The organism is Herbaspirillum frisingense GSF30 (assembly GCF_000300975.2).
GTDB lineage: Bacteria > Pseudomonadota > Gammaproteobacteria > Burkholderiales > Burkholderiaceae_D > Herbaspirillum > Herbaspirillum frisingense.
In genome coordinates this window covers 1-13,117 of the sequence record NZ_AEEC02000039.1, presented here as the reverse complement: position 1 = coordinate 13,117, position 13,117 = coordinate 1, and the positions used below count along the sequence as shown (strand labels likewise).

The following is a 13,117-nucleotide window of genomic DNA, read 5'->3' as shown; positions in this document are numbered from 1 at the left end:
CCCATGAACAAGCCCTACAACAACAAGGCCTGGTTCTTCATCCTCCCGGTCTTCCTGACGGTGGCCTTCTCGGCCATCATCCCGCTGATGACGGTGGTCAACTATTCGGTGCAGGACATCATCAGCCCCGAGCAGAAGGTCTTCGTCGGCCTGGAATGGTTCAAGGATGTCATGCGCGACAGCGAGCTGCATGCGGCCCTGCTGCGCCAGCTGATCTTTTCCTTCTGCGTGCTGCTGGTGCAGATCCCGCTGGGCATCGGCCTGGCGCTGGCCATGCCGCACAAGGGCTGGAAATCCTCGGCCACGCTGGTGATCCTGGCCATGCCGCTGCTCATCCCATGGAACGTGGTCGGTACCATCTGGCAGATCTTCGGCCGCGCCGACATCGGCCTGGGTGGCTACGTGCTCAACCTGCTGGGCATCGGCTACAACTACGCCTCCAATCCGCTGGATGCCTGGCTGACCGTGCTGGTGATGGACGTGTGGCACTGGACACCGCTGGTGGCGCTGCTGGCCTTCGCCGGTCTGCGCTCGATCCCGGATGCCTACTACCAGGCCGCGCAGATCGATGGCGCAAGCCGCTGGGCAGTGTTCCGTTTCATCCAGCTGCCCAAGATGCGCGGCGTGCTGGTAATCGCGGTGCTGCTGCGCTTCATGGACAGCTTCATGATCTACACCGAGCCCTTCGTGCTCACCGGTGGTGGCCCCGGCAATTCCACCACGTTCCTGAGCCAGTACCTCACGCAGAAAGCCGTGGGCCAGTTCGACCTCGGTCCGGCCGCCGCCTTCTCGCTGATCTACTTCCTCATCATCCTGCTGTTGTCCTTCGTGCTCTACAACTGGATGCAGAGCGCCGGCAACAACGCCAATGCTTCGGGTGGCCAACATGAATAAAATCCAGGGAAAAAACCAGGACAAGACCCTCACCCGCGTGCTGGTGATGCTGGTCTACATCGCCTTCACGCTGGTCCCGCTGTACTGGCTGCTGAACACGTCGTTGAAGACCAACGAGGAAACCCTGTCGGTGTTCACCCTCTGGCCCAATGCGCCCACGCTGGACAACTACAAGGTGATCTTCACCGATCCTTCGTGGTATTCGGGTTACATCAACTCCATCATCTACGTGGCCATGAACACGGTCATGTCGCTGCTGGTGGCCTTGCCGGCGGCCTATGCCTTCTCGCGCTATCGCTTCCTGGGCGACAAGCACATGTTCTTCTGGCTGCTGACCAACCGCATGACGCCGCCGGCGGTGTTCCTGCTGCCGTTCTTCCAGCTGTATTCCACCATCGGCCTGTCCGACACCCACATCGCGGTGGCGCTGGCGCACATGCTCTTCAACGTGCCGCTGGCGGTGTGGATCCTGGAGGGCTTCATGTCGGGCGTGCCGCGTGAGATCGACGAGACCGCCTATATCGACGGCTTCTCCTTCCCGCGCTTCTTCCTGCGCATCTTCCTGCCGCTGATCAAGTCCGGCGTGGGCGTGACGGCCTTCTTCTGCTTCATGTTCAGCTGGGTGGAGCTGCTGCTGGCGCGCACCCTGACCTCGGTCAACGCCAAGCCGATCAGCGCCATCATGACCCGCACCGCCTCGGCGGCGGGCATGGACTGGGGCATCCTGGCCGCGGCCGGCGTGTTGACGATTGTTCCTGGTGCCCTGGTGATCTGGTTCGTGCGCAACCATATCGCCAAGGGCTTCGCAATGGGGAGAGTGTGATCATGGCAAATGCATTTTCGTGGATGTCGTGGACGCCACCGGTGGCGATCTTCTTCGCCTGCGTGGCGCTGATGCTGGTGGGCATGACGGTGTGGGAGGTGCGTTCTCCCACCATCGAGCGCAAGGGCTTCCTGCCCATGCGCACCACCCGCGGCGATCGCCTCTTCATCGGACTGCTGGCAGCGGCCTATATCAACCTGGCCTGGGTCGGACTGACCGACCTGGACCAGTGGTACGCAGCGGTGTTGGGTTTGCTCGCCCTGGTGCTGATCATGCGCAAGGGCTGATCGGAGCTGATGACTCCCGTTCGTCCTGAGTAGCGGCGCAGCCGCGTATCGAAGGTTCGCATGAGGCTGAGCGTCTTCGATACGGCCCTGGCGGGCCTGCTCGGTCCGAACGGTTCGTGGTGAGCTGGACATCGATTTTTATAGCAGCAGGCAACAGATCTGTAGTGCCAATCAGAACGGACGTCCGGGGATACTCCTTCCCTACCCGGCACGCCAATTCAGGGGAAGGTGACGAGGAGACATGATGCAGAACATGCGGAAAATCAAATTAACCGTGCTGGTGGCTGCCATGGCGATGGCCGGTGTCGCCGGCAATGCCTGGGCCGACATCAAGGCGGCCGAGAAGTGGGTGGATTCGGAATTCCAGCCCAGCACGCTGTCGCGCCAGCAGCAGGTCAGCGAGATGCAATGGTTCATCGACGCTGCCGCCAAGCTCAAGGCCAAGGGCGTCAAGGAAATCCACGTGGTCTCCGAGACCCTGGATACCCATGCCTATGAATCCAAGACCCTGGCCAAGGCCTTCGAGGAAATCACCGGCATCAAGGTCATCCACGACGTGATCCAGGAAGGCGACGTGGTCGAGAAGATGCAGACCTCGCTGCAATCCGGCAAGTCCATCTACGACGGCTGGGTCAATGACTCGGACCTGATCGGTACCCACTACCGCAACGGCCAGACCGTGGTGCTGACCGACTACATGGCCGGCCCCGGCAAGGAATACACCAACCCCGGCCTGGACCTGAAGGATTTCATCGGCACCAGCTTCACCACCGCGCCCGACGGCAAGCTCTACCAGCTGCCCGACCAGCAGTTCGCCAACCTGTACTGGTTCCGTGCCGACTGGTTCGCGCGCAAGGACCTGCAGGACAAGTTCAAGGCCAAGTACGGCTATGAACTGGGCGTGCCGCAGAACTGGTCGGCCTATGAAGACATCGCGGCCTTCTTCACCAACGACGTGAAGGAACTCGATGGCAAGAAGATCTACGGTCACATGGACTACGGCAAGAAGGACCCCTCGCTGGGCTGGCGCTTCACCGATGCCTGGCTGTCGATGGCTGGCGCCGCCGACAAGGGTTTGCCCAACGGCTTGCCGGTGGATGAGTGGGGCATCCGCGTAGCCGACGACAAGTGCACCCCGCTGGGCGCATCGGTGGCGCGCGGCGGCGCGACCAACTCGCCGGCAGCGGTCTATGCCCTGACCAAGTACCTGGACTGGATGAAGAAGTATGCCCCGCCCGAGGCGCTGGGCATGACCTTCTCCGAAGCCGGTCCGGTACCGGCGCAGGGTCACATCGCGCAACAGATCTTCTGGTACAGCGCCTTCACCGCCAGCATGACCAAGCAGGGCCTGCCGGTGGTCAATACCGATGGCTCGCCCAAGTGGCGCATGGCCCCCGGCCCGCACGGCCCGTACTGGAAGGATGGCATGCAGAACGGTTACCAGGACGTAGGCTCGTGGACCTTCCTCAAGAGCACGCCGCCTGACCAGATGGCCGCGGCCTGGCTGTATGCGCAGTTCACCACGGCCAAGACCGTCTCGCTGAAGAAGTCCATCGTCGGCGTGACCTTCATCCGTGACTCCGACATCCGCTCCGACTACTTCACCAAGAACGCGGCCAAGTATGGCGGCCTGATCGAGTTCTATCGCAGCCCGGCACGGGTGGCGTGGACCCCGACCGGTACCAACGTGCCCGACTATCCGAAGATGGCGCAGATCTGGTGGAAGAACATCTCCTCGGCCATCTCCGGCGAGAAAACCCCGCAAGGTGCGATGGACAACCTGGCCGACGAGATGGACGGTATCATGGCCCGCCTGCAGCGCGCCGGCATGAAGCAGTGCGCGCCCAAGCTGAACCCGAAGAAGGACCCGGCCTCCTGGCTGTCCGACAAGGCTGCGCCGTGGGCCAAGCTGGCCAACGAAAAGCCCAAGGGCGAGACCATCCCCTACGACAAGCTGCTGCAGGCCTGGAAGGATGGCCGCGTACGCTGATGCAGTCTGATCGTGCAATCTGATCCGCATCACGCGTAGGATGACGCCATCCCGGCTTGTGTCGGGATGGCGTCTTCGTGTTTCTGGTGTACCGGTCTTGCAGCCGGTCTGATTCAGTTTTTCCGTTTTCAAGGTTTCATTTTCAACCCGCCGTTTTCAGTACGTCAGCAAGGAACCAGCATGGCCTATCTGCTCGCCCTCGACCAGGGCACCTCCAGCTCGCGCAGCATCATCTTCGACCAGAGCGGGGCCATCGTGGCCACCGCCCAGCAGGAATTTCCGCAGATATTTCCCCAGCCGGGCTGGGTCGAACACGACCCCATGGACCTGTGGCAAAGCCAGTTGCAGACCGCGCAGAAGGTGTTGGCGCAAAGTGGCATCCAGGCCAGTGAGCTGACCGCGCTGGGCATCACCAACCAGCGCGAGACCACCGTGGTCTGGGAGCGCGCCACCGGCAAGCCGGTCTACAACGCCGTGGTGTGGCAGGACCGACGCGCCGAGGTGGTGTGCGCGGCGCTGCGCGAACGCGGCCTGGGCGAGGCCATCCAGAAGAAGACCGGGCTGGTGCTCGACCCCTATTTCTCCGGCACCAAGTTGCGCTGGATCCTCGATAACGTGGCCGGCCTGCGCGAGCGTGCCGAGCGCGGCGAACTGCTGTTCGGCACGGTCGACTCCTGGCTGGTATGGAAGCTCACCGGCGGCCGTCTGCATGTGAGCGATGTTTCCAATGCCTCGCGCACCATGCTGTGGAATATCCACACCGGTGCCTGGGACGAGGAACTGCTGCAGTGGCTGGGCATTCCGGCATCGATGCTGCCGCAGGTGCATGCCTCGGCCCATCTCTATGGCGAGATCGATGCGCAGCACCTGGGCGCAGCGGTCAAGATCGGCGGTATCGCCGGCGACCAGCAGTCGGCCCTGTTCGGCCAGGCCTGCGTGCGCCCCGGCATGGCCAAGAATACCTATGGCACCGGTTGTTTCATGCTGCTGCATACCGGCGACCAGTGCGCCACCTCGCACAACGGCCTGATCAGCACCGCCGCCTGCCAGGTCGATGAACGCAAGCAATATGCCCTGGAAGGCAGCGTCTTCATCGGGGGCGCAGTGGTGCAATGGCTGCGTGATGGCTTGAAAGCCATCAAGACCTCTACCGACGTCGAAGGCCTGGCCTGCACGGTGGAGGATTCGGGCGGGGTGGTGTTCGTGCCGTCCTTCACCGGCCTGGGTGCGCCCTACTGGAACCCGTCGGCCAAGGGCGCCATCGTGGGCCTGAGCCGGGGCAGTACGGTGGCGCACATCGCCCGCGCGGCGCTGGAATCGATCGCCTTCCAGAGCACGGCCCTGCTCAATGCCATGGTGCGGGACGCGGTCTCGCCCATCACCGAATTGCGGGTCGATGGCGGAGCGGCCGCCAACAACCTGCTGCTGCAGTTCCAGGCCGACCTGCTGGGCATTCCCGTGATCCGCCCGCAGGTCACCGAGACTACCGCACTGGGCGCGGCCTACCTGGCCGGCGTGGCCACCGGGGTCTATCGGGATCTGTCGGAATTGTCCGCGCAGTGGCGCATGGAACGCACCTTCGAACCACGCTTCACGCGGGAACAGGCACAGGAAAGAATCCACGCCTGGGAAGCGGCGATCCGCCAGGTCAGCGCGGCCTGACTGGTGGTCAGGCGGTGGGTGGTGCAATGTTTCAACTGAAATCCAGCCCGCACCGCCTGACATCGGATTGACACGGCACGACCGCATGATGTTCTCAAGCCCGCAGCAATCAGGCGGCGGGCCTTTCAAGGAGAACGATCATGGAAAGCTTCCTGCTGGATTGCATGCAACTCGCCACGGGTTTCTTCGACGCCGCTTCCACCTTCGTGATGGCCTGCGACATCGGTGTACCCGATGCCTCCCACGAGGCCCATGGCCGCCACTTCATGACGGCACTGGGCATGGCCTGAGCGGATCGGGACAGGCTTAGCCCGGTGTGCCGGTGCTGAGCAATTGCATGGAATCCAGATGGCTCAGGCGCGCCCATTCCTCGCCGCCGCGGGCGACGATGGTATCGGCTTCGGGCGTGGCCATCAGGTCGAGGATTTCGGTATCGCTCATTTCCATGCTGTCGTTGTAGCGGAACACCTTCAAGACCGGACGGGTCAGGTCCTGGGCGTTCTGCCGGATCACGAAGCCGGAACGGCCCGATTCCAGCTTGACGATGGAACCCACCGGGTAGATGCCCAGGGTCTTGACGAAGGCCAGGAACATGGCGCGGTCGAAGTGGCCGGTCCAGGTGGCCATGGTGGAGATCGCTTCGGCCGGGTCCCAGGCGCGCTTGTAGGGGCGGTCCGAGGTGAGGGCGTCGTAGACGTCGCAGATCGCCGCCATGCGCGAATACAGGCTGATGGAACCGCTGCGCAGGGCTTCCGGGTAACCGTTGCCGTCCATCTTTTCGTGGTGGTGCAGGCAGACGTCACGCGCGTAGTCGGGAACGTTGGGGTCCTGGCTCAGGTATTTGTAGCCCAGTTCGGGATGCTTCTTGATCTGGGTGAATTCTTCGTCGGTGAGCTTGCCGGGCTTGTTGAGCAGTTCATGCGGGATGAAGGCCTTGCCTACGTCATGCAGGAAGCCACCCAGGCCCGCTTCGCGACAGGCTGCCTCGTCCAGGCCCAGGGTGCGACCCAGCGCCACCATCAGGGCGCACACCGCCACCGAGTGCAGGTAGGTATATTCATCGGCCAGCTTCAGGCGCAAGACGCTGAGCATGCCGCTGGGGCTCTTGACCACCGAACTGGCGATTTCTTCCACCACCGAGACGCAACGCTCCATGTCCAGCACCTTGCCCATGCGGGCTTCGCTGAACATGGCCTTGGTGGCTTTCTTGGCCGTCTCGCGCAGGGCCATGGCATCCATCAGCGTGGTGTCGATGGCCGGGACCGGGGCTGGTTCGGGGGGCAGCGGGGCGGGTTCGGCTTGTTCTGCGTCCACCTCGGGGGCGTCCGTGGGCGCCTGTTCGGCCACGTCCAGGCCGCGTGAAATATCGATCCAGCAATAGGCGATGCCACTGGCATGGGCCTGCTTGAGCTCGTTCTCGTTCTTGAGCAGGAACTTGTTCTTCCAGAACGGATGGTCCAGCCATGCGGCCTCGAAGCCGCAGAAGTACATGCCGAGGACCAGATCCTCCGTTTTGATTTTCTTTAACATTTCTCGTACTTCTCTCCGGCGCGCCGGGGAACAGGTTAGCTTGGCCCGCCCTGACCCGGGCTGGCGGCAGGTTGCCATTGAGTCCTGGTCAGGATTGCCAGTCGTTAATGATCTCATACGAAAGACCATAAGTGAACGGTTGAGCTGCCTGCAAATCCCTTGCAGCCGGCAATCCGACAAAGACGCCACACCCTGAAGCACGGGTAACGGGCGAAAAAAAGGCCCGTCCGGGGGATGGACGGGCCTGAAAGATCCGCTGGATGTCGTCGCAGCGGACAAGGGGAAAGAGGAGATCCCGATGTGCCCACTGTAGGCGTTGAAAATTAAGCGAGACTTAAATCGCCGAAAAATTGAGAGCAGGAAGAAATGCCATCGCCGCGCAGGTCGGTAAGTGGCTCCACCGGTGCCGATGATGCCGACATTCCCGGCCTGTGAGTGGCGGCAGGTAAAAAGCTGCAGCGAGGCAATCATTTGTGGCAAGTAGCAAACAAGATTGTAAATTTAGCTAAACTTTTTGTTGTCTTTTGATTAAAATCCTTTCCGGATTAATGTCGAATTGACAACAAAGAGAAGCCCATGAAAACCCTGATTGCAGCCATCCTTATGGTAGCCAGTTCAATCGCCAGCTCGAGCGCCAGCGCCGCCCCGAGCGCCCCCAACGTGGCCAATGCCAGCCGCGACGATGTGACCCTGAGTGCTCACAAGGCCGACAACTTTACCTTTGCCGTAGGCAATGCGCAGGCAGGCCCCTCCGGAACGAGCTCGCTCTTCAGCAGCGCCTTCGGCGGCGGGACCTGGAACCTGCTCAACAAGATCGACTCGACCGGCGCGCTCGTCGGCAGCCCGGGCTCGGTGCTGGGTTCCAACATCAGCGTCAGCTTCACCCTGGGCAGCGACAGCAAGAGCGGAACCTGGACCATCACCTCCAGCAAGAGCCTGCAGATGGACCTGGTACTGGGTATCCACGCGGGCAATGCCACCGGTTCCTTCCTGTTCGACAACCTGGTGCTGACCGCCGGCCAGACCCAGAGTGGCAGCTTCGCCATCAACTGGACCAACAATGGCGGCAAGGTGCCGGGATACTCCAACCTGACCATGTTCTATTCCAACGCTGCCCTGCGCACTGTGGCCCCGGTACCGGAACCGTCGACCTACGCCATGCTGCTGGTAGGCCTGGCGTTGGTAGGTGGAATGGCCTGGCGCCGTCGTCGCCGGGGCGATGCACGTGCTGTCTCCGCCGCTTCCCTGAGCGCGGCTTGATCTGGCGGCACTGACTGAAGCGTCACGACCGTCCGACCGCAGCGGTCCAAAAAAAGCGCGCTGGCCTGGAAGCCAGCGCGCTTTTGTTTTGGGTCAGGGTTTTTCTCCGCCGTCAGTGCTCCCGCACGTCCGGCAGCAACACCGTCAGCAGCCCGGCCAGCGGCAGGAAGGCGCACAGACCGTAGACCCAGGCGATGCCGTAGAGATCGGCCAGGTGGCCCAGCAGCGCCGCACCGATGCCGCCGAAGCCGAACATGAGGCCGAAGAACACCCCGGCGATCATGCCCACCTTGCCCGGCACCAGCTCCTGGGCGTACACCACGATGGCCGAGAAGGCCGAGGAAATGATCAGGCCGATCACCACCGACAGCACTGCCGTCCAGAACAGGTTGGCATGCGGCAGCATCAGGGCGAACGGCGCCGCGCCAAGGATGGAGATCCAGATCACCAGCTTGCGTCCGATGCGGTCACCGATGGGGCCGCCCACGAAGGTGCCCACGGCCACCGCACCCAGGAACAGGAACAGGTAGAGCTGCGAGGACGCCACCGACATCTGGAAGCGGTCGATCAGGTAGAACGTGAAATAGCTGGTGAAGCTGGCCATGTAGAAATACTTGGAGAACACCAGCAGGGCCAGGACTACCAGAGCGCGGCGCACGGTCGAGGCCGGCAGCTGATGACGGGCCAGCACCTTGCCCTTGCCCTTGCCGGCGGCCAGGTGGCTGCGGTACCAGGACGACACCCGCGACAGCACCAGGATGGCCAGCGCCGAGAGCACCAGGAACCAGGCCACATGGGTTTGCCCGTAAGGCACCACGATGGCGGCCGCCAGCAGGGGGCCGAAGGCCGAGCCGGCATTGCCGCCGACCTGGAAGGTCGATTGCGCGAGGCCGAAACGGCCGCCCGAGGCCATGCGGGCGATGCGCGAGGCTTCCGGGTGGAAGGTGGAGGAGCCGATGCCGATCAGCGCCGCCGCCACCAGGAAGGCGCTGAAGCTGCCGGCCAGCGCCAGCAGTACGATGCCGACGAGGGTGGCGACGGCACCGGTGGGCAGCAGCCAGGGCTGCGGGTGGCGGTCGGTGTACATGCCGATCCAGGGTTGCAGCAGCGAAGCGGTGACCTGGAAGGTAAGGGTGATCAGCCCGACCTGGGTGAAGCTGAGCCCATAGCCCGTCTTGAGCATGGGGTAGATCGAAGGCAGCAGGGCCTGGATCATGTCATTGATCAGGTGGGCGCCGCCGCAGGCCAGGAGGATGCTCATCACCAGCGGCTGGGCGACGCTGACGGCGGGCTGGGTGGCGGCGGCAGATGCTGCAGATGCTGCAGATGTATTGGGGTCGGTGGCACTAGTCATGACATGAGCAGTTCGAGTGAACAAAAAGGGAGGAGCGAAGCGTATCATTGGCATCTATTGATGATGATGCCAATTGTTAGCGATTAAGTGCCATGGTTGCCCAGCTCAAGCCTGTCTGTCCCAGTGCCGAGGTCAATGCCTTCCAGCAGGCACGCAGTGTGGTGGTGGCCTTTGCCCGGGAACTGGCCTATCGCGACCTGCTGACGGCGCACTCGCATGCGCGTGGCCAGTTGCTCTACGCAGTGGAAGGCGTGATGCAGGTGCGCACGCCGCAAGGGGTGTGGCTGGTGCCGCCACAACGCGCGCTGTGGGTGCCGCCCATGGTGGAGCACGAAATCCGCATGCTGAGCAAGGTCAGCATGCGCACCCTCTACATCGCCCAGGCCGAGGGGCGCGCGATCGGTGAACAGTGCCGCTTGCTGGAAGTCTCGGTCTTGCTGCGCGAACTGATTCTGGCCTCGCTGGCCGAGCCCAGGGAATATGAACCGGAGAGCCGCGCCGGTCATGTGGCGGCCCTGATCATGTCGGAGCTGGCGCGGGCACCGTCCATTCCGGTGGCCATCCCCTGGCCGCAGGACCGCCGCCTGCAGGCCATCTGCGAAGCCATCCTGGCCGAGCCCGGGCGGCAGTTTGCGCTGGCCGACTGGGCCGGAGTGGGTGGGGCCAGCGTGCGTACGGTGATTCGCCTGTTTCCGCGTGAAACCGGCCTGCAGTTCCGGCACTGGGTGCAGCAGGTGCATCTGAGCGAAGCGCTGGTGCGCCTGGCGCGTGGCGATGCGGTGGGCGTGGTAGCGCAGGCCCTGGGGTATCGCAGCCAGAGCGCCTTTTCCAACATGTTCCGCAAGGCCCTGCGCAGTTCGCCCAATCATTACCAGCCGCGCCAGGAAAGGCGGCGCGTCACCCTGCCGGAGCAGGATCGCAGCGCGCTTCAGTAGGGAATGACCACCACCCGCGGGCTGCGTCGGACCGGCGCTGTTGTGCTTGCCACCGGCGGGCCGGCCGATGCGCTGGCTTGCCGTTGTGGCTGGTCGGGGTCGCGTTCCAGGAAGTAAGGATCATCTTGCGGTGCCAGTGCGCTGACCGCGCCGGTGACCTGCTGGGCCCGCTCATTGGCGGCGCCCCCGCCCACCGAGCAGACCTGGAAGAAGTCGGCGCTGCCTTCGGAGAAATCGATGCGACATTTCTCCGCCACCACCACCGAGATATCGAGTGCGGCGAGGTTGGCCGCTGTGGCTGTTTCGCTGCGCTGGGCTTGCAGCACCAGCATGAGCGTCATCATGGCGATGACGGGGTAGGCTTTGTTCATGGCGTTCTCCTGTGCCTTCACTGTAGCGCTTGGCCCGTCATCCGCGCATCGGAGAAATCCTGAACTGTCACGTCCTGCAGAGACCGTGATCGCCCGAGACGCCGCGTCCCGCCTGGATGATGCCGATTTGCAAGTGTAAAGATTGTCGATTTTCTACCGTAACCAAGTCATGAGAACTCCGACCCAGGAGAGCGGACATGGCGATGGAAACCGATCTGGCCATCATGGCGCGCGAAGCCGTCGCGCAACTGACCACGCAGCAACACCCCCGGGGCGATACGCCACCGGCGAGCACGGCCGCCAGTGCCACGGCGCTGCCAGTGCCGCCCGATGAGGGCGTGACGCTGACACTGTCGGCGCAGGGCAAGCTCATGGCGGCCCTGGCCACGGCGGTCGACCATGTCACCACGGCGGCGGTGGATTCCACCGAAGCGGCGCAGGGTGCCACTGCCAGTGTACCGGCGGCGGTGAAGGCGATGCTGGACGCCACGCTGCCGATCACCCGCAATACGCTCTTCGCCATCGAGGCAAGACTGGTCGCGGCACGACGCGGGGCCGACGCGATTGCGGCGGCCGATGCCGAGGTGCCGCCCTCGTCCGATCCGCGTCGCCTGAACCAGGCACGGCAGGCCACCGAAGCACTGTATGGTCGCGCCCCCAATCCGTTTGCAGGCTGGTCACGGGCCGAGCTGTCGGCCATCGTCTATGACGAGAGCGGCGCCTACACCATCAATGAGCGCTACGCCGCCGCCAACCAGCGTACCGAGCTAGACCAGAAATTCTGGGCGCCGGTGTTCCAGCGCGCCCTCGACAGCGGCGACTGGAAGCCGGTCATCACCGCAGCGCTGGTGTTCTACGCCAGCCTGTCGGCCCTGGAGCAGACCGCCTATCCCGACAACTACGCCCAGTTGCTGCAGCAATATCTGGATCTCTACCAGTTGCAGCCGCAGGCGCCGTTGCCGCCGCAACAGCAGATCGATCTGGCGCGCATGCTGGAAACGCTGGTGCTGCCAATGGGACCGCTGGCGCTGGCCGGCGGTGTCATCCGGGGTCTGATGCTGCCGCGCCTGGGGCCGTCATTGGCCGAACTGATCGCCGCCGCTCCGCGCCTGGCCGACCTGATCCAGGTCAACAATGCCGCCCACAGCGTGCAGGACAGCGCCTATCTGGTCCTGCTGCAACGGGTCTTCGGGGTGCTGCGGCGCGAGGATGAACCCACGCCGGTGCGACGTACCACGGCCGGTGTGGCCAGCCGCGATTTCCTGGCCTATGGCGACCGGCGCCTGCTGGCCGAAGCCTATGCCTATGCCCAGGCCAACGGGATGGCGCTGGACGAGGTGGATGCATTGGCGCGGGATCTGGCCACCTATCGGCAGGCACGCGCCGGCGGCCCGGCTTCCTATGGCGGCGCTTCCAGCGGGCAGGCGGGTGCGGTATCGCTGGCGCAGGCAGGCCGCATGAGCAGTGAAGAGGCCGCCATCGCGCAGCGCCTGCTGACCAGCCGCGCGGCCAGCATGACCCGGCTGGACCATGGCTTCCTGGCGTGGCTGCTCGACCCTGCCGGCGGCGGCTGGCGTGACGGCGACCTGAGCGGTCATGTGAGCAGCTTCAGTGCCCTGGAAAAACTGCTGGCCGGCCTGGCCGGAGTACCGCTGGGCGAGAGTGCGGGAGAGAGCAGCGAACTGGAAGCCGCTTATCGGATGGTGCTGGAACGCATCGCGCTGCAGGATGCGCCCTCCATGAGGCAGCCACTGCCAGCGGCGGCGGCCGAGGGTGCGCGCAACCTGACCCTGGCGGCGCAGATGGCGGCGCTGGCGCGCAGTGACGCGGCCGACAACGCCTTCATGAACAATGCCCTGATGCTGCTGCGCATGTACCGCATGTCGCTGACGATGAGTGCGGCCGAGCAGCGTACTCTGTCCGAACTGGTCTATTCGGCCATGAAGCAGCGCCGCCTGCGCACACGCCGTGGCAAGCTCTTCGTGGCCTGGGGCGAACGCAGCCCCCTGAT

General features: G+C 63.8%; 12 protein-coding genes. 9 read left to right on the top strand and 3 right to left on the bottom strand.

All coding sequences use genetic code 11. The annotated features are described in order from the left end of the window. Nucleotides 1–3: 3 nt before the first annotated feature. The 6 genes from HFRIS_RS20690 to HFRIS_RS25480 all read left to right on the top strand — a co-directional run bounded on the left by HFRIS_RS20690 (nucleotide 4) and on the right by HFRIS_RS25480 (nucleotide 5,946). Nucleotides 4–894 carry a carbohydrate ABC transporter permease gene (locus HFRIS_RS20690; protein WP_006464946.1) on the top strand — a complete coding sequence of 297 codons (891 nt, stop codon included), beginning with the start codon at nucleotides 4–6 and terminating at the stop codon, nucleotides 892–894. Next, complete coding sequence (locus tag HFRIS_RS20685) at nucleotides 887–1,717, top strand: carbohydrate ABC transporter permease (protein ID WP_006464945.1); 831 nt, start codon at nucleotides 887–889, stop codon at nucleotides 1,715–1,717. The genes HFRIS_RS20690 and HFRIS_RS20685 overlap by 8 nt, the downstream gene beginning before the upstream one ends. A gap of 2 nt (nucleotides 1,718–1,719) precedes the next feature. Next, nucleotides 1,720–2,004 (top strand): DUF2160 domain-containing protein, encoded by a 285-nt coding sequence (locus HFRIS_RS20680; RefSeq protein WP_039876711.1) that lies wholly within the window; start codon nucleotides 1,720–1,722, stop codon nucleotides 2,002–2,004. Between the two features lie 241 nt (nucleotides 2,005–2,245). Continuing rightward, nucleotides 2,246–3,994: an ABC transporter substrate-binding protein gene (locus HFRIS_RS20675; protein WP_006464943.1), complete on the top strand. Its 1,749-nt coding sequence runs from the start codon at nucleotides 2,246–2,248 to the stop codon at nucleotides 3,992–3,994. 180 nt (nucleotides 3,995–4,174) lie between these two features. Further along, nucleotides 4,175–5,656, top strand: a complete 1,482-nt coding sequence (glpK, locus tag HFRIS_RS20670; RefSeq protein WP_006464942.1) for a glycerol kinase GlpK — start codon at nucleotides 4,175–4,177, stop codon at nucleotides 5,654–5,656. A 140-nt stretch (nucleotides 5,657–5,796) separates the two neighbouring features. Further along, a complete protein-coding gene (locus HFRIS_RS25480) occupies nucleotides 5,797–5,946 on the top strand; it encodes a hypothetical protein (protein ID WP_158243320.1) in 150 nt (49 codons plus the stop codon). Nucleotides 5,947–5,962: 16 nt separating this feature from the next. Here HFRIS_RS25480 and HFRIS_RS20665 read toward each other — a convergent pair whose 3' ends face one another. After that, complete coding sequence (locus tag HFRIS_RS20665; protein WP_006464941.1) at nucleotides 5,963–7,186, bottom strand: HD-GYP domain-containing protein; 1,224 nt, start codon at nucleotides 7,184–7,186, stop codon at nucleotides 5,963–5,965. Between the two features lie 576 nt (nucleotides 7,187–7,762). On the opposite strand from HFRIS_RS20665, the gene HFRIS_RS20660 reads away from it, so the two are divergent. After that, nucleotides 7,763–8,446, top strand: coding sequence for a PEP-CTERM sorting domain-containing protein (locus HFRIS_RS20660; RefSeq protein ID WP_006464940.1), 684 nt, complete (start codon nucleotides 7,763–7,765; stop codon nucleotides 8,444–8,446). A gap of 112 nt (nucleotides 8,447–8,558) precedes the next feature. Here the strand turns inward: HFRIS_RS20660 and HFRIS_RS20655 are convergent, their stop codons facing one another. After that, nucleotides 8,559–9,800 carry an MFS transporter gene (locus HFRIS_RS20655; protein WP_039876707.1) on the bottom strand — a complete coding sequence of 414 codons (1,242 nt, stop codon included), beginning with the start codon at nucleotides 9,798–9,800 and terminating at the stop codon, nucleotides 8,559–8,561. Nucleotides 9,801–9,892: 92 nt separating this feature from the next. Between HFRIS_RS20655 and HFRIS_RS20650 the strand changes: the two genes are divergently transcribed. Then, a complete protein-coding gene (locus HFRIS_RS20650) occupies nucleotides 9,893–10,735 on the top strand; it encodes an AraC family transcriptional regulator (protein ID WP_006464938.1) in 843 nt (280 codons plus the stop codon). Here HFRIS_RS20650 and HFRIS_RS20645 read toward each other — a convergent pair. After that, a complete protein-coding gene (locus tag HFRIS_RS20645; protein ID WP_006464937.1) occupies nucleotides 10,729–11,106 on the bottom strand; it encodes a hypothetical protein in 378 nt (125 codons plus the stop codon). The two genes, HFRIS_RS20650 and HFRIS_RS20645, sit on opposite strands and share 7 nt — an antisense overlap. Before the next feature lie 197 nt (nucleotides 11,107–11,303). On the opposite strand from HFRIS_RS20645, the gene HFRIS_RS20640 reads away from it, so the two are divergent. Continuing rightward, the coding region (locus HFRIS_RS20640; RefSeq protein WP_006464936.1) for a hypothetical protein at nucleotides 11,304–13,117 on the top strand (1,814 nt) is incomplete at its 3' end.